The sequence below is a fragment of the Phytohabitans maris genome (genome assembly GCF_031085175.1).
In the GTDB taxonomy this organism is placed as follows: Bacteria; Actinomycetota; Actinomycetes; order Mycobacteriales; family Micromonosporaceae; genus Phytohabitans; species Phytohabitans maris.
On the sequence record NZ_JAVHUY010000005.1, the window covers coordinates 194,302 to 216,553 of the forward strand.

Annotated in this window: 18 protein-coding genes and 1 pseudogene; 15 read left to right on the forward strand and 4 right to left on the reverse strand. The window is 71.6% G+C overall.

Annotated features, from left to right (window positions below; genetic code table 11):
* Positions 1-72 precede the first annotated feature (72 nt).
* From RB614_RS07190 to RB614_RS07205, 4 genes are all read left to right on the forward strand, one after another.
* Complete coding sequence (locus tag RB614_RS07190; protein WP_308711575.1) at positions 73-810, forward strand: hypothetical protein; 738 nt, start codon at positions 73-75, stop codon at positions 808-810.
* An 80-nt stretch (positions 811-890) separates the two neighbouring features.
* Positions 891-1,730: a TrmH family RNA methyltransferase gene (locus RB614_RS07195; RefSeq protein ID WP_308711576.1), complete on the forward strand. Its 840-nt coding sequence runs from the start codon at positions 891-893 to the stop codon at positions 1,728-1,730.
* Positions 1,731-1,734: 4 nt separating this feature from the next.
* Positions 1,735-3,360: a PucR family transcriptional regulator gene (locus RB614_RS07200; protein WP_308711577.1), complete on the forward strand. Its 1,626-nt coding sequence runs from the start codon at positions 1,735-1,737 to the stop codon at positions 3,358-3,360.
* Positions 3,361-3,421: 61 nt separating this feature from the next.
* Positions 3,422-4,654, forward strand: a complete 1,233-nt coding sequence (locus RB614_RS07205; RefSeq protein ID WP_308711578.1) for a YncE family protein — start codon at positions 3,422-3,424, stop codon at positions 4,652-4,654.
* Positions 4,655-4,741: 87 nt separating this feature from the next.
* Here RB614_RS07205 and RB614_RS07210 read toward each other — a convergent pair whose 3' ends face one another.
* Positions 4,742-6,046 (reverse strand): MurL-like N-terminal domain-containing, encoded by a 1,305-nt coding sequence (locus RB614_RS07210; protein ID WP_308711579.1) that lies wholly within the window; start codon positions 6,044-6,046, stop codon positions 4,742-4,744.
* 46 nt (positions 6,047-6,092) lie between these two features.
* On the opposite strand from RB614_RS07210, the gene murD reads away from it, so the two are divergent.
* A complete protein-coding gene (murD, locus tag RB614_RS07215; RefSeq protein WP_308711580.1) occupies positions 6,093-7,430 on the forward strand; it encodes a UDP-N-acetylmuramoyl-L-alanine--D-glutamate ligase in 1,338 nt (445 codons plus the stop codon).
* A gap of 172 nt (positions 7,431-7,602) precedes the next feature.
* Here the strand turns inward: murD and RB614_RS07220 are convergent, their stop codons facing one another.
* On the reverse strand, positions 7,603-8,541 hold the full coding sequence (locus RB614_RS07220) for a hypothetical protein (protein ID WP_308711581.1): 939 nt from the start codon (positions 8,539-8,541) through the stop codon (positions 7,603-7,605).
* Between the two features lie 73 nt (positions 8,542-8,614).
* Between RB614_RS07220 and RB614_RS07225 the strand changes: the two genes are divergently transcribed.
* The 4 genes from RB614_RS07225 (at position 8,615) to RB614_RS07240 (ending at position 13,245) form a co-directional block, all read left to right on the forward strand.
* Complete coding sequence (locus RB614_RS07225) at positions 8,615-9,913, forward strand: aspartate aminotransferase family protein (protein WP_308711582.1); 1,299 nt, start codon at positions 8,615-8,617, stop codon at positions 9,911-9,913.
* Positions 9,914-10,057: 144 nt separating this feature from the next.
* A complete protein-coding gene (gene ngcE / locus RB614_RS07230; protein WP_308711583.1) occupies positions 10,058-11,425 on the forward strand; it encodes an N-acetylglucosamine/diacetylchitobiose ABC transporter substrate-binding protein in 1,368 nt (455 codons plus the stop codon).
* An 18-nt stretch (positions 11,426-11,443) separates the two neighbouring features.
* On the forward strand, positions 11,444-12,352 hold the full coding sequence (locus tag RB614_RS07235; protein WP_308711584.1) for a carbohydrate ABC transporter permease: 909 nt from the start codon (positions 11,444-11,446) through the stop codon (positions 12,350-12,352).
* Complete coding sequence (locus RB614_RS07240) at positions 12,349-13,245, forward strand: carbohydrate ABC transporter permease (protein ID WP_308711585.1); 897 nt, start codon at positions 12,349-12,351, stop codon at positions 13,243-13,245. The genes RB614_RS07235 and RB614_RS07240 overlap by 4 nt, the downstream gene beginning before the upstream one ends.
* A gap of 21 nt (positions 13,246-13,266) precedes the next feature.
* Here RB614_RS07240 and RB614_RS07245 read toward each other — a convergent pair whose 3' ends face one another.
* Positions 13,267-14,328: a Fic family protein gene (locus tag RB614_RS07245; RefSeq protein ID WP_308711586.1), complete on the reverse strand. Its 1,062-nt coding sequence runs from the start codon at positions 14,326-14,328 to the stop codon at positions 13,267-13,269.
* A gap of 72 nt (positions 14,329-14,400) precedes the next feature.
* Entirely contained in the window at positions 14,401-15,411 is a 1,011-nt protein-coding gene (locus tag RB614_RS07250) for an N-acetylglucosamine kinase (protein ID WP_308711587.1), read from the reverse strand.
* A gap of 194 nt (positions 15,412-15,605) precedes the next feature.
* Here RB614_RS07250 and RB614_RS07255 point away from each other — a divergent pair, with 194 nt between their 5' ends.
* The 6 genes and pseudogenes from RB614_RS07255 (at position 15,606) to RB614_RS07280 (ending at position 22,237) form a co-directional block, all read left to right on the forward strand.
* Entirely contained in the window at positions 15,606-16,502 is an 897-nt protein-coding gene (locus tag RB614_RS07255) for a MurR/RpiR family transcriptional regulator (RefSeq protein WP_308711588.1), read from the forward strand.
* 132 nt (positions 16,503-16,634) lie between these two features.
* Positions 16,635-18,068: an N-acetylglucosamine/diacetylchitobiose ABC transporter substrate-binding protein gene (gene ngcE, locus RB614_RS07260; RefSeq protein ID WP_308711589.1), complete on the forward strand. Its 1,434-nt coding sequence runs from the start codon at positions 16,635-16,637 to the stop codon at positions 18,066-18,068.
* A gap of 5 nt (positions 18,069-18,073) precedes the next feature.
* Entirely contained in the window at positions 18,074-18,985 is a 912-nt protein-coding gene (locus RB614_RS07265) for a carbohydrate ABC transporter permease (RefSeq protein WP_308711590.1), read from the forward strand.
* A gap of 12 nt (positions 18,986-18,997) precedes the next feature.
* The gene (locus tag RB614_RS07270) at positions 18,998-19,921 is read left to right on the forward strand and encodes a carbohydrate ABC transporter permease (RefSeq protein ID WP_428982940.1); all 924 of its coding nucleotides are present in this window, start codon (positions 18,998-19,000) and stop codon (positions 19,919-19,921) included.
* Positions 19,922-20,047: 126 nt separating this feature from the next.
* Positions 20,048-21,556 (forward strand): annotated as a pseudogene (locus RB614_RS07275) (bifunctional 3'-5' exonuclease/DNA polymerase); the annotation flags it as partial.
* Between the two features lie 87 nt (positions 21,557-21,643).
* Entirely contained in the window at positions 21,644-22,237 is a 594-nt protein-coding gene (locus tag RB614_RS07280) for a nucleotidyltransferase family protein (protein WP_308711647.1), read from the forward strand.
* Positions 22,238-22,252 lie beyond the last annotated feature (15 nt).

The window sequence follows — 22,252 nt, forward strand, 5'->3', positions numbered from 1 at the left end:
ATGAGCGGGACGAACGCCACGAGACACACACGCCCAGCGGGCTCGGCCACGCGGTCGACATCGGTGAAGGTGGTGTCCCGAACCGAGGCGGGAGTCGCCGTCGTCGCGGTCGCCGCTGCGGGGCGCTCACCCATCGGTCCGGTCACCAACGCCACGTGGGCCTGGTCGGTACGGCGCTTCGCCCGTGCCCTGATGTGGACCCTGCCCGCGTACGCCATCGTGTACGGCGCGGTGACGCTGGGCCGCTGGGACGGCGTGGCACCACTGCCGTACCTGGCGGACGGCCGGGTCCTGCACCTGGTCGGCTGGGTGGTGGCGGTGTGGCTGGGCCTGATGGCGCTGGTGGCCCTGGCCGGCCTGCTGGCCGCCGCCCGTAGCCGCCGCAGCGCCGCGGTCGGCCTCATGGTCGGCCTGACCGGTACGGTGCTGTGGCTCCCGTTCGCCGCGCTGCCGGGCGACACCCCCGTGTACGGCCTGGACGCGCACACCCTCTCCCTGGCCGGCGGTGCCGTCTACTCGGCCGGCTGGGTGCTGGCCGGCTGGGCCGTGATGCACAGCCGCCTGTTCAGCAAGTCGGACGGCCTGCTGCTGATGGTCGCCGCCCCGCTGGTGGGCATCGCCGGCCTGCTCGTCGGTCCACTTCAGACGGTCGGCGCGATCTTCACGCTCGCCGCGGGCATCGGCATGTCCTGGACGGCGGGGCGCCACGTACCCAGCGTCCAGACCGCCGAGGAGACCCGTGCGGCGGCCGCGGCGGCGGGCACCCAGGCGGTCGCCGCGAAGGTGGCCACGACCGGCAGCGTCACCTGACGAGCCGCCGGCCTCGCGCGCCCGGCCCGACGTCCGAGGCGGCGGCGGAGGCTGCGCGGTGAGCGGGGAGAATGCGAGCCGTGGAGCTGATCACCGACCCGGACGACGAGCGGATCGCGGACTACCGGGCGCTGACCGACGTCGAGCTGCGGACGCGGTGGGAGCCGCCGCACGGGCTCTTCATCGCCGAAGGGGAGCTGGTGCTGCGGCGGGCGCTGCGGGCCGGCTACCGGGCCCGGTCGTACCTGCTGGACGCCAAGCGGGTCGAGCAGCTCGGCGACCTGGCCGGGGGCGGCGCGCCGGTGTACGCGGCCAGCCAGGAGATCCTGGCGAAGGCGACCGGCTTCCACGTGCACCGTGGCGTGCTCGCCTCGTTCCACCGCAAGGCGCTGCCCGGCGCGGACGAGGTGCTGGACGGCGCGCGGCGGGTGGCGATCCTCGAAGACGTCAACAACCACACCAACCTCGGCGCGGTCTTTCGCGGTGCGGCGGCGCTCGGCATCGACGGGGTGCTGCTCTCGCCCTCCTGCGCCGACCCGCTCTACCGGCGCAGCGTACGGGTGAGCATGGGCGAGGTGTTCGCGGTGCCGTACGCGACGCTGGCGCCCTGGCCGGCCGCCCTCGACCGGGTCAGGAGCGCCGGGTTCACCGTGCTGGCGATGACGCCGGCCGCCGACGCCGTACCCATGCAAGACCTGGACAAAACGGACCGGGCCCGGCCGGCGCTCCTCCTCGGCGCGGAGGGGCCGGGCCTGTCGCGCAAGGCCATCGACGGCAGCGACAAGCGGGTGGTCATCCCCATGCGGCGCGGGGTCGACTCGCTCAACGTGGCCGCCGCGGCGGCGGTCGCGTTCTGGGAGCTGGGCCGCGACGACGCGCCGGCCGCCGCCCCACCCCAGGCTGAGGACACGGCAGACTGACCTGGTGTTCCCTACCGTCCGTGAGGTCATCGCCCTCGCCCCCGTGCGCCACGGCGAGCCGCGCGTGGTGGCCGGCGAGGCCGGGCTGGACCGGCCGGTGCGGTGGGTGCACGTCGCCGAGGTGCCGGACATCGCGACCCTCCTGCGCGGCGGCGAGCTGGTGCTCACCACCGGCATCGGGCTGCCGGCCGACGACGCGGGCATCCGGGCGTTCGTCGCGGACCTCGCCGACGTCGGCGTGGCCGGGCTGGTGGTCGAGCTCGGCCGCCGGTACACCGGGAGTGTCCCCAGGGTGATGGTCGCGGCCGCGCAGCGGCGCGGGATGCCGCTGGTGGAGCTGCGCCGGGCCACGCCGTTCGTGCGGATCACCGAGGCGGTGCACGCGCTGATCGTGGACTCCCAGCTCACCGAGCTGCGGGCGACCGAGGAGATCCACCAGCGGTTCACCGAGCTCTCCGTCGAGGGGGCCGAGGCGGCCGAGGTGGTGCACCAGGCGGCCGCGCTGGCCGGGTGCCCGGTGGTGCTGGAAAACCTGGCCCGGCAGGTGCTCGCGTACGACCCCGCCGGCGACAGCGCCGAGCTGCTGCTGGACGGGTGGGAGCAGCACTCGCGGCGGATCCAGCCGGCCGGGCGCACCGCGTACGACGCGGACGCGGGCTGGCTCGTCACCACCGTCGGCGCGCGTGGGCAGGACTGGGGGCGGCTGCTGGCCCGGTGGGCGGGGGAGGGGCCGCCACCGACCCGCCTCTCCATCCTCCTCGAACGCGCCGCCTCCACGCTCGCCCTCGGCCGCCTCATCCGCCGCGACGCCGAAGGCCTCGAACACCAGCTCCACCGCACCCTCCTCACCGCCCTGCTCGACCACACCCGGCCGGTGGACGAGGTGGCGCTGCGGGCGCGGGCGCTCGGGGTACCGCTGGACCGCCGCCACCTCGTCGGCGTGGTCGTGCGGCACCGGGGCGAGGAGCCCGCGCTCGACGCCGCCCGCCTGCGCGACCTGGCCGAGGCGGTGAGCCACGCGCTGCGCGAGGCTGCCCTCACCGGCCTGGCCGGCCCGCTCGACGACCACGCGGTGGGCGCTCTGGTCGCGCTGCCGCCGGCCGCGGACGACGAGCGGTCGCTCGCCGCGTTCGCCGCCGCCTTGCACCGGGTACGGGGTGTGGCCGTGCCCGCCGTCGTCGTCGCGGCCGGGTCCCGGGTGGAGTCGCCGCGGGACGCCCGTCGCTCCCTTGTGGAGGCTCGGCAGGTGGCCGACGCGGCGCGGCACGGGCGGCGGGACGTACCGGTGTTCCGCCTGCCGCACGTGGGGCTGGCCGGCCTGCTGCACCTGCTCCGTGACGAGCCGCGGCTACAGACCTTTGTGGAGCGTGAGCTGGGCGGCCTGCTGGCGTACGACGCCCGGCATCCCAAGGAGCGCTTGCTCGGCACGCTCCGGGCCTATTTGGACAGTGGCCGCAACAAGTCGGCGGCGGCCGCGGCGGCGCACCTGTCCCGGCCGGCGCTGTACGAGCGGCTGGCCCGCATCGAGCGGATCCTCGACGCCGACCTGGACGCCGTCGACACCTGCCTCTCGCTGCACGTGGCGCTGCTGGCTCTGGACGCTCTCCGCGAGCAGAACATGAAACATTGACGCGTTTCCCGATAGCCGATTTACTTGCGGGTAACATTTATCGTCCTCGAAGGGACGCGTCATGAGAAAGACTTCCCTGGCGACGACGCTGCTGCTCGGCGCCCTCGCGGTCGCGCCTTCCACGGCGAGCGCCGCCCCCTCCACGGCGAGCGCCGCCCCCTCCACGGCGAGCGCCGGACCCTACACCGTGAGCGCCGCACCGGCCGCGCTGCGCGAGGTGCTGCTCGTCGGCAACGCGTACGGCGGCACGGTCAGCTTCGTCGACGAGCGGACGTTCGAGGTCCTGGGCACCCTGGACGTCATCCCCGACCTGCAGCAGCGCCTCGACGAGATGAACCTGGTCGAGCGCGCCGCGTACGAGGTGGTCCGTGCGGAGAACGGCGACAAGCTGGTCGACGACGTGGCCGTCTCGCCGGACGGCCGGATCATGTACGTCTCCCGCTCCAACCTGCCCGACGTGGTCGCCATCGACCTGGTCACGCACCAGCAGGTGTGGCGTTTCGAGCTGGAGGGCTTCCACGCCGACCACATGGCGATCTCGCCCGACGGCAGCCGGATCATCGTCTCGGACACGACCGTGAACGAGGCGCAGGTGATCAACGCGGCCACCGGTCAGGAAGTGGCCGAGTTTCCCACCGGCGCCTACCCCCACGCCAACGACTACTCGCCGGACGGCACCCGCCTCTACAACTCCAGCATCGGCGCGGTCTCCCTGCCGCGGTGGCTGGAGTGGGCCAAGGGCGCCAAGCGGCTCACCGTGGTCGACCCGAGGACGTTCCAGGTGACCCGCACGTACGAGTTCGAGCACGGCGTGCGCCCGGCGGTCTTCACCCCCGACAACCGCACCATGTACGCGCAGCTGTCGTACCTCAACGGCCTCGTCGAGTACGACCTGGTGGCCGGGCGGATCGTGCGCACGGTCAACCTGCCCTACAGCGAGGAGGGGCAGGCCACCGATCCGGACGACTACCCGGGCAACTCGGCGCACCACGGCATCGCGATGTCCGGCGACGGCACCAAGCTCTGCGTGGCCGGCACGATCGACGACTACGCCGCGATCCTCGACCGCCCGGCGCTCACCACCCAGCGGATCGTGCCGGTGGGCGACATCCCGTACTGGGCGCAGAGCAGCTTCGACGGCCGCTACTGCTACGTGACGCTGAGCGGCGACGACGAGATGGCCGTGCTCTCGTACGCCACCGGCGACGTGGTCGCGCGGGTCCCGGTCGGCGACTTCCCGCAGCGCGAGCGGAACGCCAAGCTCAGCCCTGAGGCGATCGCCGCGCTGCCCTGAGCGTGATCAACGCTCCCCTCAAGCGGTTCTAGCGAGCTTTCGGAGTCGGGGTGATGGGCTTCGATCACAGCGTGGGGAGAGCGTTGGTCACGGGGTGACGAGGGTGGCGAAGCCGGGCAGGACGAAGTTGGTCCCGCCCGGGGTGAAGACGTCGGAGCTGGCGGCCGCCGTCCACGCGGCAGCGGGGACGGCGGCCGCCAGCTCCGACACCACCGGCGCGTCCACCCACTCCGCACTGTCGCGGAGCAGGGACAGGGCGACGACCGACTCCTCGACCTCGCCCACGCACTCGAACGGCTTGTGCCCGTCGAGGCCGAGCAGCTCCTTGTACCCCTGGATCTGCGTCTGGTCGGCCAGCAGGTCGGCGCCGAAGATGGCGACCAGCCGGGCGCGGGGCATGAACGGGGCCATCGCCAGGAAGACGAAGCGGCACTTCGGGCAGTGGCCGCACCAGCGGGCGCTCGGGTCGCGCAGCTTGAACGCGGCGTTGCAGCTGGTCACCACCGCGTCGTACCTGGTGTGCGCGGCGAACAGCCGGGCGATGTGCAGCTCGGAGAGGGGGCGCAGCAGCGAGAAGTACGCGTCCGCGAGCCCCGCCTGCCCGGCCAGCGCCTCGCGCAGCAGCCCTTCCGCCTCGACGCCCTTGGACCACTGGTGGTTGATCTCGTGGCCGTTCCAGACCAGGTTGGGGTCGGAGGCGGAGCGCTCGTTGGACATCACCACCGGCCCGAGCCCGTGCAGGGTGGCGGTGGCGACCGCGATCAGCGAGTTGATCGCGGTGACCGGGATGTGGCCGTTGAGCGCGCCGGCCGCGTTGAGCTCGAAGAGCTTGGGGTCGATCGCGCGGCGGGCGGCCAGCGGGGTGAGCCCCGACGCGGCGAAGACCGACTGGATCACCCAGTTGGGGTTGACCGCGAACGGCACCGGGTCGAGCCCGCCCGCGCGCAGCGCCTCCAGCGTGACGATCGAGTCCTTGCCGCCGCCGACCGGGCTGAGCGGCCGCCCGCCGGCCACCGAGACCGGGGTCGCGGGCGGGGCGGCGGGCGCCGACACCGAGAGCGAGAGCACGTGCGGCAGGTCGTTGCGGTACGCGTACTCGGCCATGCCCTTGGTGTAGACGGCGTCGAGCAGCGCGGCGGCGGCCGGGCTCAGCGGCGTGGTGGTCGTGATCTCCGGCGGCGCGCCGACCTTGAAGTAGCTCACCCCGGCCACGAGGTGCAGCAGCTCCAGCACCTTGTGGAACGCGGCCGGCGGCTCCCGGTCGGCAACCGGAAATGTCACCGTCTCGGTGAATTCGAGCCCGTCCAGCGCGTACGGCAAGCGCGCCACGCCGGTCGCCGGGTCGAACGTGAGCGCCGGAAAGGACAGCCGCCGGAATCGCGTCTCAAGCACACGCCATACTAGGCCGAACCAGCCAAACAGCGAGTGAGGAGACCACGTGCGCCTGGCTGACCTGCGCGGCCGTACCGTCGCGGTGTGGGGCTCGGGGCGCGAGGGGGTGGCCGCGGCGGCGGCGATCGCGGCGTACGGGCCGGCCCGCCTCGTGGCCGTGGACGACAAGGCCAACTTCCTGTCGCTCGACTGGGCGCACAGCAAGGCCAGCGACGTGCCGCTGGTCACCGGCGAGGCCTGCCACGGCGAGCTGATGGGCGCCGAGGTGATCGTGCGCTCGCCGGGCGTGCCGCAGACCCACCCGTGGATCGTGGCGGCGCGCGAGCGGGGAATCACGGTCACCGGTGGCACCGCCTTGTGGATGGCCGACCACGCCGCCGCGACCGTGGGCGTGACCGGCAGCAAGGGCAAGAGCACCACGTCCAGCCTGATCAGCCACCTGCTGACCGCGGCCGGCCGCCCCAACGTCTTCGGCGGCAACATCGGCGTGCCGCTGCTCGACCTGCCCGACGCCGGGCAGTACGTGCTGGAGCTCTCCAGCTACCAGTGCGGCGACCTCACCGACTCACCCCGGGTGGCGGTGGTGACCGCGCTCTTCCCCGAGCACCTGGACGCGCACGGCGGCGAGCGGGAGTACTACCGGGACAAGCTCAACCTCATCGCGCACGGCCCGGAGACCGTGGTGGTCAACGGGTTGGACGAGCGGCTCGCCGCCGAGATCGGCGACCGGCCGGCGGTGCGGGCCGGGCTGCCCGACTCGTACCACGTGCGGGACGGGATCGTGTACCAGGCGGCGGTGCCGCTGTTCGAGCGGGCGGCGCTGCCGCTGGTCGGCCGGCACAACGAGCGCAACCTCTGCGTCGCGCTCGCGGTCCTGGAGGCGCTCGGCGTCGACACCGTCGCGGCGGCCGACACGCTCGCCGCGGCGGCCAAGAGCTTCGCCGCGCTGCCGCACCGGCTCACCGAGATCCAGGACCCGTCCGGGCTGACGTTCGTCGACGACACGCTCGCGACCAGCCCGTACGCCTCCATGCACGCGATCGACGCCTACGACGGGCGGCCGCTCACGGTCATCGTCGGCGGCACCGACCGGGGCCTCGACTACACCCCGCTGCGCGAGCACCTGACCGGCCGCGAGCTCACCGTGATCGGCATTCCCGACAGCGGCGCGCGGATCGTGGCCGCCCTGGAGGGGCTGCCCGGCGTCCGCACCGAGGCGGCCGACGACCTGGTCGCCGCGGTCCGGCTGGCCCGCGAGCTGACCCCGCCCGGCGGGGCGGTGCTGCTCTCGCCGGCCGCACCGAGCTACGGCCACTTCCGCAACTTCGAGCACCGCTCCGAGGTCTTCGCTCAAGCCGTGCGGGACACCGCCCCCACCGTCTAGAGCTTCCGGTTCCCGGTGATCAAAGCTCCCCTCACGTCGTTAGAACGACTTCGGGGGAGCTTCGATCACCGGCTTTGGGCTACCGCGACGCTCGTCGTGGTCCGGACCGTTGCTCCCGCGGCCTCACCCTCCGCGGTTGGTCGCGGTCACCCCGGCCCCTGCGGGCAGCCCGCTAGCCGCCCAGGGCGGCGACGAGCAGGCGCATCGAGCGGATCGCGGACCTGATCTCCTGGAGGTAGCGGCCCGGGGTGAGCGTGGGCTCGGGCAGGGCGAGCTCGTCGGCCAGGTGAGGGTCGACGCCGATCGTGTCGACGGCGCAGCCGTAGGGCAGGCCGAGCGTGCGGACCGCGTCGCAGTGCTGGAACGGTACGTAGATCGGGGCGGTCACCACCAGCAGCCGGTCGCCCTGGGCCAGCGCCGCCCGCTTGGCCCAGAAGCGCTGGGTGTCGGCGGTGTGCGCGCGGCGCCGCCCGGGCTCGGACGAGGGCGCCGCCAGCACCGCGACCCGCGGGCCTTCGGCGGGGGCGTATGTGCGCACCGACCAGGAGCCGTCCGGCGCGTCGTCCGCCTCGACCGGGTCGTCGACCTTGAACGCCCGCCGCACGCCCAGGTCGAGCACGTCCACCTCGCTGCGGCAGCCGTCGACCGGCGGGAGGGCCCGCTCGGCCGGCGAGAGCGGGCGGAAGCTGCCCAGCACGCCCACCCCGCCGGCGACGGTGCCCCGGTGCAGCAGGTGCGCGGCGTACGCGGTGCGCCGCAGGCAGGCGTGCGCGAGCCCGCCGAGCACCAGCACGTGCCGGTAGTCGCGGCGCGGCGGCGGCTTGGCGCCGACCATGCCGAGCGCCTCGGCGGAGGCCGTGACCAGCGTGGCGACCTCGGGGTCGAGGTCGGGCTCGACGGCGTCCGGCCGCTCGGCGCCGCCCCGGAAGTCCCAGTGCGCCGCCGAGAACGCGTCCAGCCACCCCAGCAGGGAAGGGCTGTCGCCGCCGGGCCACTGGCCGCCGAACGCCGTGACGAGGTCGCGGAGGGGCGTGGAAGTGATCCAGCGAGCCACGCCGTCGAGCACGGCGGCTGGCTCGCCGGACGGGAGCGGGACCGGCTGCACGTGCACCGTCGGATCTTAACGGGCGGGGCGGTTACAGACTGTAGGTTGCCTCGCGGGCCGCGCCGTTGGAAAGTGCGGTATGACCGATGACCTGCTTGCCCGCCACCAGGCTGTGCTGCCCAAGTGGATGCCGCTCTACTACGCGGAGCCGATCGAGATCGTGTCCGGCTCGGGGTGCCGGGTCACCGACGCGGCCGGCCGCACCTATCTCGACTTCTTCGGCGGCGTGCTGACCACCATGATCGGGTACGACGTGCCGGAGGTGCGCGAGGCGGTCGAGCGGCAGCTGCGCACGGGCGTGGCGCACACCTCGACGCTGTACCTGATCCGCCAGCAGGTCGAGCTCGCCGAGAAGATCGCCCGCCTCTCCGGCATCGAGGACGCGCGGGTCTTCTTCACCAACTCCGGCACCGAGGCCAACGAGGCCGCGCTGCTGGTCGCCACCAACCTGCGCCGCTCCAACCAGATCCTGGCGGTGCGCAACAGCTACCACGGCCGGTCGTACGCGGCGATGGGCATCACCGGGCACCGCAGCTGGTCGGCGAGCAGCCTCAACCCGTTGCAGGTGGCCTGGCTGCACTCCGGCGACCGGCTGCGTGGCCTGCTCGCCAAGCTGGACGAGGCCGACCACATCGAGGCGGCCGTGGAGGACCTGCGCGAGGTGCTCGCCACCCAGACGGCGGGCGACGTGGCCTGCCTGATCGCCGAGCCGATCCAGGGCGTGGGCGGGTTCGTCTCCGCGCCGGACGGGCTCTTCGCGGCGCTGAAGAAGGTGCTCGACGAGTACGGCATCCTGCTCATCTCGGACGAGGTGCAGACCGGCTGGGGGCGCACCGGCGAGCACTTCTGGGGGTACCAGGCGCACGGCGTGACCCCGGACCTGCTCACCTTCGCCAAGGGCATCGGCAACGGGTTCGCGCTGGCCGGCGTGGTCGGCCGGGCCGAGGTGATGAACGCGGTGCAGGCGATCTCGTTCTCCACGTTCGGCGGCAACCCGATCTCGACGGCGGCCGGCAACGCGGTGCTCGACTACGTGCTCGACCACAACCTCCAGGGGAACGCCCAGCGGGTCGGCGCCATCCTGCTGTCGGGGCTGCGCGCGGCGGCCGCCGACCACCCGATCGTGGCCGAGGTGCGGGGCAAGGGGCTGATGCTGGCGATCGAGTTCGTGCGGCCGGGCACGGTGGAGCCGGACCCGGCGGTGGCTGGGCGGGTCTTCGAGCTGGCCAAGGAGGGCGGCCTGCTGGTCGGCAAGGGCGGGCTGTACGGCAACGTGCTGCGCATGGGGCCGCCGCTCACGCTCAGTGAGGACGAGGCCCGGGAGGGGTTGGCGATCCTGGTCGACGCGATCGCCCGGGCGGGGGCGGTAAACGGGTAACGGTTCGGCGCTCAGGGGTTGCTGTCACCCGCGACTTGTCGTAAGAATCCTTCAAAGCGTTAACGGCGATTGAAGGGAAGTGACGCGGCCCCCATGAATAGTACAAGGCGTGACATTCTCCGTCGCGGGGTCGTCGCCGGCGTCATGGCGACCCCCGCGGCCGGCCTGCTGTCGAGCTGTGCGATGGGCGGGGGCGACGACAACGACGACGCCAGCGCCAACCAGGGTGAGAAGACCGCCGAAAACCCCTTCGGCGTCAAGGCGGACGCCCCGCTGGAGGTGGTCATCTTCAACGGTGGGTACGGCGAGGAGTACGCCAAGGCCCACGAGGCCATGTACAGCGAGAAGTACCCGAACGCGAAGATCACGCACTCCTCCACCCAGGAGATCAGCAAGACCCTTCAGCCGCGCTTCGTCGACGGCAGCCCGCCGGACGTCGTCAACAACTCCGGCGCCGGCCAGATCGACCCGGGCGGCCTGGTCTCGCAGGGCGCGCTCGCCGACCTCGGTCCGCTGCTCGACGCGCCCAGCCTCGACGTACCGGGCAAGACGGTGCGCGACACGCTGCTGCCCGGCGTGGTCGACGTGGGCAGCTACGACGGCAAGTTCCACGTGCTCAACATCAGCTACACCGCCTACGGCATCTGGTACTCGACGAAGCTCTTCACCGACCGCGGCTGGGAGTACCCGAAGACCTGGGACGAGCACATCGCGCTCTGCCGCACCATCAAGGCCGCCGGCATCGCCCCGTGGACCTATGCGGGCAAGCACCCCCGGTACATGAGCTGGCCGGTCATCTCCACCGCCGTCAAGCTGGGCGGGCTCGACGTCGCGAAGAACATCGACAACCTGGAGCCCAACGCCTGGAAGTCGGAGGCGATGAAGACCGCCGCCGACGCGTGGCACCAGATCGTCAAGGACCAGTTCATCCTTCCCGGTACGCCCGGCCTCGACCACGTGCAGTCGCAGACCGAGTGGTGCCGCGGCAAGGCCGCCCTCATCTCCTGCGGGTCCTGGATCGAAAACGAGCAGAAGGACGTCACCCCGGCCGGCTTCGACATGGCGATCGCGCCCACGCCCAGCCTCGGCGCCGGCGACAAGCTGCCGTTCGAGGCGATCCGGGGCACCGCGGGCGAGCCGTTCATCGTGCCGGCCAAGGCGAAGAACGTCCCCGGTGGCCTGGAGTACTTCCGGACCGTGCTGTCGATGCGCGGCGCCAAGGACTTCACCCAGAAGGTCTCCGCGCTCAGCGTGGTCGCCGGCGCCGCCGAGGGTGCCACGCTCCCGCCGGGGCTGACCAGCGTGGTCAAGGCGCTTGACGCCTCCGGCGCCAACGGCTTCAACTGGGTCTACAACAACTACTACCGCAAGCTGGAGCGCGAGCTGGTCGACGCGGCGTGCGGGGAGTTCTTCAGCGGGCGGATCGGCCCGACCGAGTTCCTCGAGCAGTGCCAGAAGGGCGCCGACATGATCGCCCAGGACAGCTCGCTCAAGAAGTACAAGCGGGCCTGAGGGGAGCAGGGGCGGCGCATGCGGCACGGCAAGTACCCGCTGATCATCACGTTCCTGGTGCCGCCCCTGATCCTGTACGGCGTCTTCGTGCTCTCGCCGTACCTGCAGGCGTTCCAGATCTCCACCACCGACTGGCTCGGCTTCTCCGCGGACGCCAACTCGGTGGGGTTGGACAACTTCGTCCGGCTCTTCAAGGACGACTACATCTGGAACGCCCTCAAGAACAACGCGATCATGCTCGCCGTCGTACCCGTGGTGACGATCGCCCTCGGCCTGTTCTTCGCGACGATGCTCAACATGGGCGGGCGCGGCGGGCGGGCCGGGGTCGCCGGCGTGCGCGGCACCGCGACGTACCGGCTGGTGTACTTCTTCCCGCAGGTGCTCTCCGTCGTGATCATCGCGATCATCTGGCGGGAGATCTACCACCCGAACGCCGGCCTGCTCAACAGCGCGCTGAAGGCCTTCGGCATCAACGGGCCGGCCTGGCTGGGCGACCCGCGTACGGCGTTCTGGTGCGTGCTGGCCGTCATGGTCTGGGCCAACGTCGGCTTCTACGTGGTGCTCTTCGGCGCGGCGATGCAGGCCATCCCGAAGGACATCTACGAGGCGGCGCTCCTCGACGGCGCCTCCCGCTCGGTCACGCTCCGCCGGATCACCATCCCGCTGCTCTGGGACACCGTGCAGGTCGCCTGGATCTACCTGGCGATCGCCGCGCTCGACGGGTTCATCCTCGTGCAGCAGATGACCGACGGCGGCCCCAACTTCTCCTCCGACGTGATCGGCCTGCGCATGTACAACACCGCCTTCGGCACGGACACCAGGTTCGGGTACGCCTCGGCGATCGGCGTGGTGATGTTCTTCCTCACGCTCTCGGTGGCCGTACTGGCGCTGCGCGCGTCCCGCCGCGACCGGATCGAGTTCTCATGACGCTGCTGGAAACCGAGGCCTCGCCGGCGAAGGCCGGGCCCGGAGCCGACCGCCCGCCGCGCCGCGAGTGGGGCGTGGCGAACGTCTTCTCGCACGGCTTCCTGTTCCTGTGGGCGCTGCTCACCACGCTGCCGCTGCTGTGGGTGACGCTCAGCTCGTTCAAGGACAACGACGAGATCCTCACCGACCCGTGGGGCCTGCCCGGCGCGCTGCGGTTCGACAACTGGCGGCGCGCGTGGACCGAGGCGCACATCGGCCAGTACTTCTTCAACAGCGCGGTCGTGGTCGCCGGCTCGCTCACGCTCACCATGCTCTTCGGCGCCACCGCCGCGTACGTCTTCGCCCGCTACGAGTTCCGCTTCCGGCAGGTCTTCTACTACCTGTTCGTGGGCGGCATGATGTTTCCGGTCTTCCTGGCGCTGGTGCCGCTCTTCTTCGTGGTGCGCGACGCCGGCCTCCTCGCCACCTGGCGCGGCCTCATCCTCGTGTACGCGGCCTACTCGCTGCCGTTCACCGTCTTCTTCCTGACCGCGTTCTTCCGCACCCTCCCGCAGACGGTCGCCGAGGCCGCGCTCATCGACGGTTGCGGCCACTTCCGGCTCTTCTTCCGGGTGATGCTGCCGATGGCGCGGCCCGGCCTGATCAGCGTGGCCATCTTCAACTTCCTCAGCCAGTGGAACCAGTTCATCCTGCCCCAGGTGCTCATGCAGGGCGACGACTCCCGCTGGGTACTGGCGCAGGGGCTGTCCGCGCTCGCGCTGAGCCAGGGCTACCACGCCGACTACAGCGGCCTCTTCGCCGGCCTGACGATCGCGATGCTGCCGGTACTCGGCGTCTACATCCTCTTCCAGCGCCAGATCCAGTCCGGCCTCACGGCAGGCCAACTGAAGTGACCCAGCCCGGAGAGAACGACTTCAGTCGGGTGGGCGGTTCGTCCTGCGCCACGTCGCGGTCCGTCCCAGGCCCTGCGGAGTGACCGCGCCTTCGGCCCGGAGCTTGTCGAGCACGAGCCGGATGGTCTGGTCGCTCACGCCAGGGAGGGCGGTTCGGACGTCGGCGATCCGGAACTCGTCCGCCGCGTGGTTGAGCAGGTAGTCACGCACTCGGTCCTGTTTGGACCCGGCACTGCGGTTGGCCGCGGTACGAGTGGAAAAGATGGCGTAGGCGTCCGCCAGGACGCTGACGAAGTAGCGCAGCCACGGCCACGGATCGGCCTTGTCGTCGTGCCAGCCGTGTGTCGAGTCCAGCAGCGCCTGGTAGTACGCGTCTTCAGAGCCGGCCATCAGCTCTTCCAGGCTGACGTACCGGGACACGGTGTAGCCTCGGTCGACGAGCAGGGCGTTCGTCAGCGCCCGTGCGACGCGGCCGTTGCCGTCTTCGAACGGGTGGACCACCAGGAGGTCGAGCACGAAGCCGCCGATCAGCAGTACCGGATGATGTTGCCCGGCCGCTACGGCGGCGGCGTAGCGATCGACGAGCTCGGCAACGTAGAACTCGGTCTCCTTTGCGGGCACCGGGCGGAAGCGCACGGTGGTGCTTCCGTCCGAGGCCCGGTCGACGACCAGGTTGTCCTCGGACTTGAACCGTCCGCCGGCGGAGGCTGTGTGCCGGAAGAGCAGCCGGTGGAGGTGAAGGAGCAGACCGGGACTCAACGGGTGCCAGTCGTCCTGGAAAAGGTAATCCTGCGCGTCCCGGTAGCCCGCCAGCTCCTGCTCGCTTCGGCTTCGCAGCCGGCGCACGCGTCCCTGCAGGATGCGTTCGGCGCGGTTCGCATCCGCGACCACGACGCCCTCGATAGCCGACGAGGCGGTTATGCTCGCGACCCGGGCTCGGTCCGCCAGGAGATGGAGCAGACCCGGCATCTGGTCCCGGTAGAGTGCCTCGGATCCTCGCCCGACGTCGACGGCGCTGAGGCGGGTCACGACGTCGGCCGGGACGCGGCCGATCGTCGCGGATAAATCGGAAAAACTACGCAAGGCACACCAAGCCGAACCGAAGAAGTTACTAACCAGAGGCTGTTTTAGTAACTTTAGCGGATCGCTGGCGGATTACGGGAACAGGCGGGTGTGCAGGGCCGCCGCTTCGGTGGGGGTGAGCTGCGGGCGGGCGGCGAGCCAGGCGGCGGCCGCCGCGCCGTCCGAGGCGTGGGGGCGTGGGGCATCGGGCCAGCGGGCGCTCAGCTCGCGCTCGACCGCGGCGGCCAGCGGGGTCTGGCCGACCAGGAGGCCGCCGGCCAGCACGATCGGGCTCGGGTCGCCGGGGTCGCGGATGCGGGCGACGCTGTCGGTCAGCAGGCGGGCGGCCTCGGCCACCAGGGCGTTCGCGGTCGGGTCGCCGTCGGCCTGTGCGGCGATCACCAGCGGGGCGAGCTTGGCCAGCTCCACCGCCGGGCGCCGGGTCACCCGCTGCACGAGCACGTCGACCTGGTCCCGCGCGGAGAGCGCGCCCAGGTCGCCCCGCCCCACCGACGTCGCGGACGTCTCGGCGTGCAGCAGGGTGGTCACCACGGCCCGGGAGAGGCGGCCGAGCGGGCGGCCGGCGTCCATGGCGGCCAGGGTGGCGCGGACGGCCTCGCGGCCCAGCCAGAAGCCGGAGCCGGCGTCGCCCAGGAGCCAGCCGTGGCCGTCGGAGACGCGGTCGAGCGCGAAGCCGCGGATCGTGACGGCGATCGCGCCGGTACCGGAGATCAGCACCGAGCCGTCCGGGCTGGCGGTGCCGGACGCGTACGCCACCAGGGCGTCGCCGATCATCTCGTAGGGGCAGCGCAGGCCGGCGTCGGCCCAGGTGCGCTCGAACGCGGCGCGGCTCGCCGGGTCGGCCAGCAGCCGGGCCACGCCGGCGATGCCGATCACGCCAGCCCGTACCCGCGTGGGGTCGGTGGCGGCGAGTGCCTCGGACAGTGCCTTGCCGAGCTCGGCCGCGGCCGCCTCGGCGCCGTGTGACGTGGGGTTTCCGCCGCCGGCGGTGCCGGTGCCGACCCGGTCGCCGGCGAGGGTGGCGACCAGCGCGCGGGTCGACGTGCCGCCGATGTCCAGCCCGATCACGAGTGCGTCCGACACCCGCTCATCGTGGTGCCGGCGCGGCTGTGAAAGCGCTCCCAGACGGTAACAGTTTGAAAACTTCGCCCAACGCCTTGACAAGGTAGCCCCGTTAGTAAGAACTTTTACCACTATCAGTTAACACTCCTTTCCAAAGACTTGACCTTGGACGCGCGGCCCCGGCCGTGCCGGAGAAGCAGGAAGGCGGCTGTCGCATGGACTCCCCGGTGGTTGTGGACGGTGTGCTGGTGGCCGTCCGCAGCAAGCTGCCGGAGTTCACCGGCGCGCTGCGCCGGGTCGCCGAGCAGGTGCTGACCGACCCGGCCGGTGCGGCCCGGGCCACGATCGTCGAGCTGGCCGAGCGGAGTGGCACCTCGCCGGCGACGGTCACCCGGTTCTGCCGGGCGCTCGGCTTCGAGGGCTACGCCGACCTGAGGCTCGGCATCGCCGCGGAGACCGGGCGGGCCCGGGCCGCGGGCTGGACCGTGGACATCGGACGAGAGATCGAGCCGGGCGACCCGCTGGAAAAGGTGCTCGAGCAGATCATGGCGGCCGACACCCGCGCGATGCACGACACGGCCGCGCTGCTCGACCTCGGCGAGGTGGAGCGGGCCGCGGACGCGATCGCCGGCGCCACCCGGGTCAACATCTTCGGGGCCAGCGGCAGCGCCCTGGTGGGCGAAGAGATGCAGTTCAGCCTGCACCGCATCGGCGTGGCGGCGTGGGCCTGGACCGACGTACACAATGGACTGGCCAGCGCCGCCCTGCTCCGCGCCGGCGACGTGGCGCTCGGCATCTCCCACAGTGGACAGACGCGGGAGACGATCGAGATGCTCGCCGAGTCGGGCAGCCACGGTGCCACGACCGTCGCGCTGACCAGCTTCCCCCGCTCGCCGCTGGCCGAGCTCGCCGACGTCGTGCTGCTCACCGCCACCCAGGCGACGACGTTCCGGCCGGACGCCCTCTCCGCCCGCCACCCCCAGCTGGTCGTCCTCGACCTGCTCTACATCGCGGTCGCGCAGCGGACCCACGATCGAGCCCACGCCGCCTTCCAGCGCACCGCCCAGGCCGTCGACGGCCACAAGGCCGGCAAGGAGGCGACGGCCAGATGAGTCCCACGGCTGGTGGGCTCCGCTCCCGGAGCGGAGCGGCGAGCGCGGAGCGCGCCGGTCGCGGGGCGACCAGCGAGCGAAGCGGGCGCAGCCAGCACAGTCCCACCAACACCCCAACCGAGGAGACGCAAAATGTCCGTAACCCCCGACGGCACGTCGGACCTCACCCGTCGCACGCTGCTGCGCCGGGCCGCGGCCGCCGGTCTGCTCGCGACACCGGCCGCCGGCCTGCTCAGCGCCTGTGTGGGCGGTGGTGAAGACGAGCCGACCGACCAGGCGGAGGGCGAGAAGAGCGCCACCAACCCGCTGGGCGTCGACGGCAAGGCTCCGCTGGAGATCTACATCTTCAACGGCGGCCTCGGCACCAAGTACGCGACCGACGTGCACGTCCCGTCGTACAAGAAGTCGTTCCCCGAGGCCGAGGTGAAGTTCAACCAGGCCGAGGAGATGGCGACCGTGCTCCAGCCGCGGTTCACCAGCAACGAGCCGCCGGACATGGTCAACAACGCCGGCTCGAAGCTGATGGACCAGGGCGCGCTGGTGCAGGCCGGCCAGGTGCAGGACCTGACCGAGCTGTTCGACGCGCCGTCGCTGGACATCCCCGGCAAGACGGTCAAGGACACGCTGGTACCGGGCACGATCGAGCAGGGCTCGTTCAACGGCAAGCCGTACGTGCTCAACTACGCCTTCACGGTCTTCGGCCTCTGGTACTCGGACAAGCTCTTCCAGACCAACGGCTGGGCCCCGCCGAAGACCTGGAGCGAGTTCACCGCGCTGCTCGACAAGGCCAAGGCCGCGGGCAAGACCGGGTACGCCTACGCCGGTGCGAACGCCGCGTACTACCAGTACCTGGTGATCCTCACGACCGCCGCCAAGATCGGTGGGCCGGACGTCCTCAAGAACATCGACAACCTCGAGGACGGTGCCTGGACCGCCGAGCCGGTCAAGCAGGCCGCGCAGATGTGGGGCGAGATCGGCGCCAAGTACATGAACAAGGCGCACCTCGGCCTGCAGCACACCGAGGTCCAGCTCCAGCAGAACCAGGACAAGGTGGTCTTCTACCCCTCCGGCTCCTGGCTGGAGAACGAGCAGGCCAAGGACACCCCGGCCGGCTTCAACTACGCGGTCGTCCCGGTGCCGAGCGCCACCTCCTCGGACAAGCTGCCGCAGACGGCGATCTACGCGGCGGCCGGTGAGATGTACTTCGTCGCCGCCAAGGGCAAGAACCCGCGCGGCGGCATGGAGTACCTGCGCCACATGCTCTCCAAGGAGGGCGCGAAGGGCTTCACCCAGCTGACCAAGGTGCTCACGGTCGTGCAGGGCGCCACCGAGGGCCTCACCATCTCGCCCGGCCTCACCAGCAGCGAGGCGATGCTCAAGGCGGCCGGCAGCGACTACTTCGCGTACCGCTGGGACACCTGGTACAAGAAGATGGACGACGAGTGCCGGGCGGCCACCAACGAGCTGATGTTCAACGGTGGCGACGCCAACAAGTTCGTGACCCGCATGCAGAAGGTCGCGGACGACGTGAAGAAGGACCCGTCCATCGAGAAGTTCAAGCGGTAACCGTCATGCGGCATGGCAGGTACCCGTTCATCGTCGGCTTCCTGATCGCGCCGGTCACGATCTACGTGACCTTCGTGATCGCGCCCTACATCCAGGCCTTCTACCTGGCCTTGACCAACTGGCGCGGTGTCTCGGCCAACCCGAAGTTCATCGGGCTGGACAACTTCGAGCGGTTGCTGACCGACGACACCTTCTGGAAGGCCGTACGGCATCACGGCGTGCTGTTGCTTGTCCTGCCGCTGGTGGCCATCGCGATCGCCCTCGTGTTCGCGTTCCTGCTGAACGTGGGCGGAGGGTCCAAGGGTGGCGCGATGAGGGGGGTCTGGGGGTCGAGGTTCTACCGGATCGTGTTCTTCTTCCCCCAGGTCCTCGCCGTCGTCATCATCGCCGTGATCTTCCGGCGGGTGTACGCGCCGGACGAGACCGGACTGGTCAACGGGCTGCTGGGCGTCGTCGGGATCGACCCGATCCCGATCATGGCGGACAAGAACATCGCGCTCTTCGCGATCATCGCGGTGCTCGTGTGGCAGGCGGTCGGCTTCTACGTGGTGCTCTTCTCGGCCGGCATGGCGTCGGTGCCGAAGGACATCTACGAGGCGGCGGTGCTCGACGGCGCCGGGCGGTCGAGCATGTTCTTCAAGGTGACGCTCCCCCTGCTCTGGGACACCCTCCAGGTCGCCTGGGTGTACCTCGGCATCGCGGCGTTCGACGCGTTCGCCATCGTCAACGTCCTCTCGATCGAGCAGGGCGGCCCGGACGGCGCCACCACGGTGCTCGGCATGGAGATCTACCGCAACGCCTTCTCGTACTCGCAGTTCGGCTACGCCTCGGCCATGGGTGTGGCGCTCTTCTTCCTGACCATCACGTTCGCCGCGCTGACCCTGCGGGTGAGCCGGCGCGAGACGATCGAGCTCTAGGGGGTATCGACAGTGGCACGCATCGACGCCCCGGCGCCCCCGCGGCGGGAGGGCCTGCCGCCGCGCGGCCACAGCGGGCCGGCTGGCGAGCGGCGCCGGGAGATCGGCCTGCTCAACAGCCTCGCGCACGTCGGGCTCGCGCTCTGGGCGATCATCATCATCGCCCCGTTGCTCTGGATGTTCCTCGCCTCGTTCAAGAGCAACACCGAGATGTACCTGGGCAACCCGTTCAGCCTGCCGTCGTCGATCAACCTCGACAGCTACGTACGGGCGTGGAACGAGGCGCACGTCGGCCGGTACTTCCTCAACAGCGTCTTCGTGGTCGCGCTGAGCACGGCCGGCACCATGCTCTTCGGCTCCATGGCGGCGTACGTGCTGGCCCGGTACAAGTTCATCGGAAACCGGATCATCTACTACCTGTTCGTCTCCGGGCTCGCGTTCCCCGTGTTCCTGGCGCTGGTGCCGCTCTTCCTCATCGTCAACAACATGGGGCTGCTCAACACGTTCACCGGCTTGATCCTGGTCTACATCGCGTACTCGCTGCCGTTCACCGTGTTCTTCCTGGCCGCGTTCTTCAAGACGCTGCCGAACTCGGTCGCGGAGGCCGCGGTGATGGACGGCGCGTCACACACGCGGCTGTTCTTCCAGGTGATGATGCCGATGGCGAGGCCGGCCCTGGTGAGCATCACGATCTTCAACATCATCGGGCAGTGGAACCAGTACCTGCTGCCGGTGGCGCTCATGCAGGGCGAGGGCGCCCAGGAGAAGTGGGTGCTGACCCAGGGCATCGCGAACATCTCGGTCCAGGCCGGCTACGAGGCCGACTGGGCGGCGATGTTCGCCGCGGTGACTCTCTCCATCCTGCCCATGATCATCATGTACGCCTTCTTCCAGCGCCAAATCCAAGCCGGCCTGACCGCCGGCGCCGTCAAGTAGCCCCCATGCGGCGTTGATCAGGGACTTGGTGGGCGCGTCCTCCGGCGTGGCGCGGCACAAAGTCCCTGATCAACTGTCGGACGGCGGTGGCACACTGACCGCGTGGGGTGGTTGGCGCCGGATGGGCGGGTCGTGTGGGGCTCCACCGCCGCCGCCTATCCGGCGCTGCTGCGCGCCGGCACCCGGATCGAGCGCTGCCACGACGTCGAGCTGACCGAGGCGCTGCTGCTCGGCTACGCCGGGCAGTGGGGCGAGCCGCGCTCGCTCGCCGCGGCGCACGCCCGGCTGACCGGCGCGCCGGTGCCGCCCGACCCGCCGCCGCGCGCCGCCGCACCGCCCGGCGACGGTCAGGGCTCCCTCTTCGACGCGGTGGCGCCGCCCGACGACGACCCGGCCGTGCTCGCCGGGGTCTACCAGGACCAGTGCGCCCGGGTCGCGGCCACCGAGCACCCCGGCCGATTCCGCCTGCTGGTCGCCGCCGAGTCGGCCGGGGCGCTGGTCGCCGCCGAGATGGGCGCGGTCGGGCTGCCGTGGCGCGCCGACGTCCACGACAAGCTGCTGCACGAGCTGCTCGGCGAGCCGTCGCCGGTGGGCGGGCCACCCCGCCGCCTGGCCGAGCTCTCCGCCCGGATCGCCGAGGCGCTCGGCGTGCGGCAGCTGCATCCGGAGTCGCCACACGAGGTGCTGCGCGCGTTCGCCCGGGCCGGCGTCCACCTGCCCAACACCCGGGCCTGGTCGCTGCGGGGCGTCGACCACCCGGCCGTGCCGCTGCTGCTGGAGCACAAGGAGCTGTACCGCATCTGGACCGCGCACGGCTGGGCCTGGCGCGACACGTGGGTCCACGATGGACGGTTCCGGCCCGAGTTCGTGCCGGCCGGGGTCGTCTCCGGCCGCTGGGCCACCCGCGGCGGCGGCGCGCTGCAGATCCCCAAGGTGGTGCGGCGCGCGGTCGTCGCCGACCCGGGCTGGAAGCTGGTGGTGGCCGACGCCGGGCAGCTCGAGCCCCGGGTGCTCGCCGCGGTCTCCGGCGACGAGCGCCTGGCCGCCGCGGCCGCCTCCGGCGACCTGTACTCCGCGCTGGCCGCCGACGCGTTCGGCGGCGACCGGGCCCGGGCCAAGGTGGCGCTGCTCGGCGCCATGTACGGCCAGACCGGCGGCGCAGCCGTCCCCGCCCTGGCCACGCTCAAGCGCAACTACCCGACCGCCTTCGAGTACGTGGAGGCGGCCGCCCGCACCGGCGAAGGCGGCGGCCTGGTCCGCTCCTGGCTGGGGCGCACCTGCCCGCCCCGCTCCGTCTCCGTCGCGCAGGAGGAACCCGGCGAGGGCGGCGGCGACGGGGCCCGGGCGCGGGCCCGTGGCCGGTTCACCCGCAACTTCGTCATCCAGGCCACCGCCGCCGAGTGGGCGCTCACGCTGCTCGCCACGCTCCGCGGCCACCTCGCCGGCACCGGCGCCGACCTGGTCTTCTTCCAGCACGACGAGGTGCTGGTGCACGCGCCGCGGGAGCGGGCCGCCGAGGTCGGCGAGGCGGTGCTCGCCGCCGCCACCCGCGCCGGCCAGCTGCTTTTCGGGGCCACCGCGGTGCGATTCCCTCTTGACGTGTCCGTCGTTGATTGTTACGCCGACGCCAAATGAGACGCTCCGGGTCTTTCCCGGAGGAGGCGAAGCGCTCAGACTTGACGCGGCACACCTGGGGGGGTGTACGCGATGACGACCGCGGGGATGGTCATCGCCGCCGGCGGGGGGCGCCGGATCGGCGGGCCGGAGGCACTACTGCAACACGACGGCACACCGCTCGTCGACCGGGCGATCGAGACCGTGCGCGACGCCGGCTGCGAGCCGGTGGTCGTCGTGCTCGGCGCGGCCGCCGAGGAGATCCAGGCCGCGGCCGAGCTCAAGGGCGCGAGCGTGGTGGTCGACAAGGCCTGGGGCCGGGGCATGGGCAGCTCACTGCGCGTCGGGCTGACGGCCCTGACCAGCACCGACGCCGACGCCGTCGTCGTGGTCCCGGTCGACATGCCGGGCGTGACGACCCATGCGGTACGCCGGGTGGCCGCCCTGCCGTACTCCGACGTGCTGGTCTGCGCCACCTACGAGGGCAGGCGCAGCTACCCGATGCTCTTCGGCCGCAAGCACTGGCCCGGCATCTCGACGGTCGCCCACGCCGACGCCGGTGCCCGGCCGTACCTGCTGGCCCACAAGCACGAGGTACTCGACGTCGCCTGCGACCGCATCGCGGACGGCGCGCGGCTGGAGAGCCCGGAGGTGGTGGCCGCGTTCAAGCTGACCATCCCCGCCCAGCGCGACCGGCGATAGCCCACCTGTCGATTC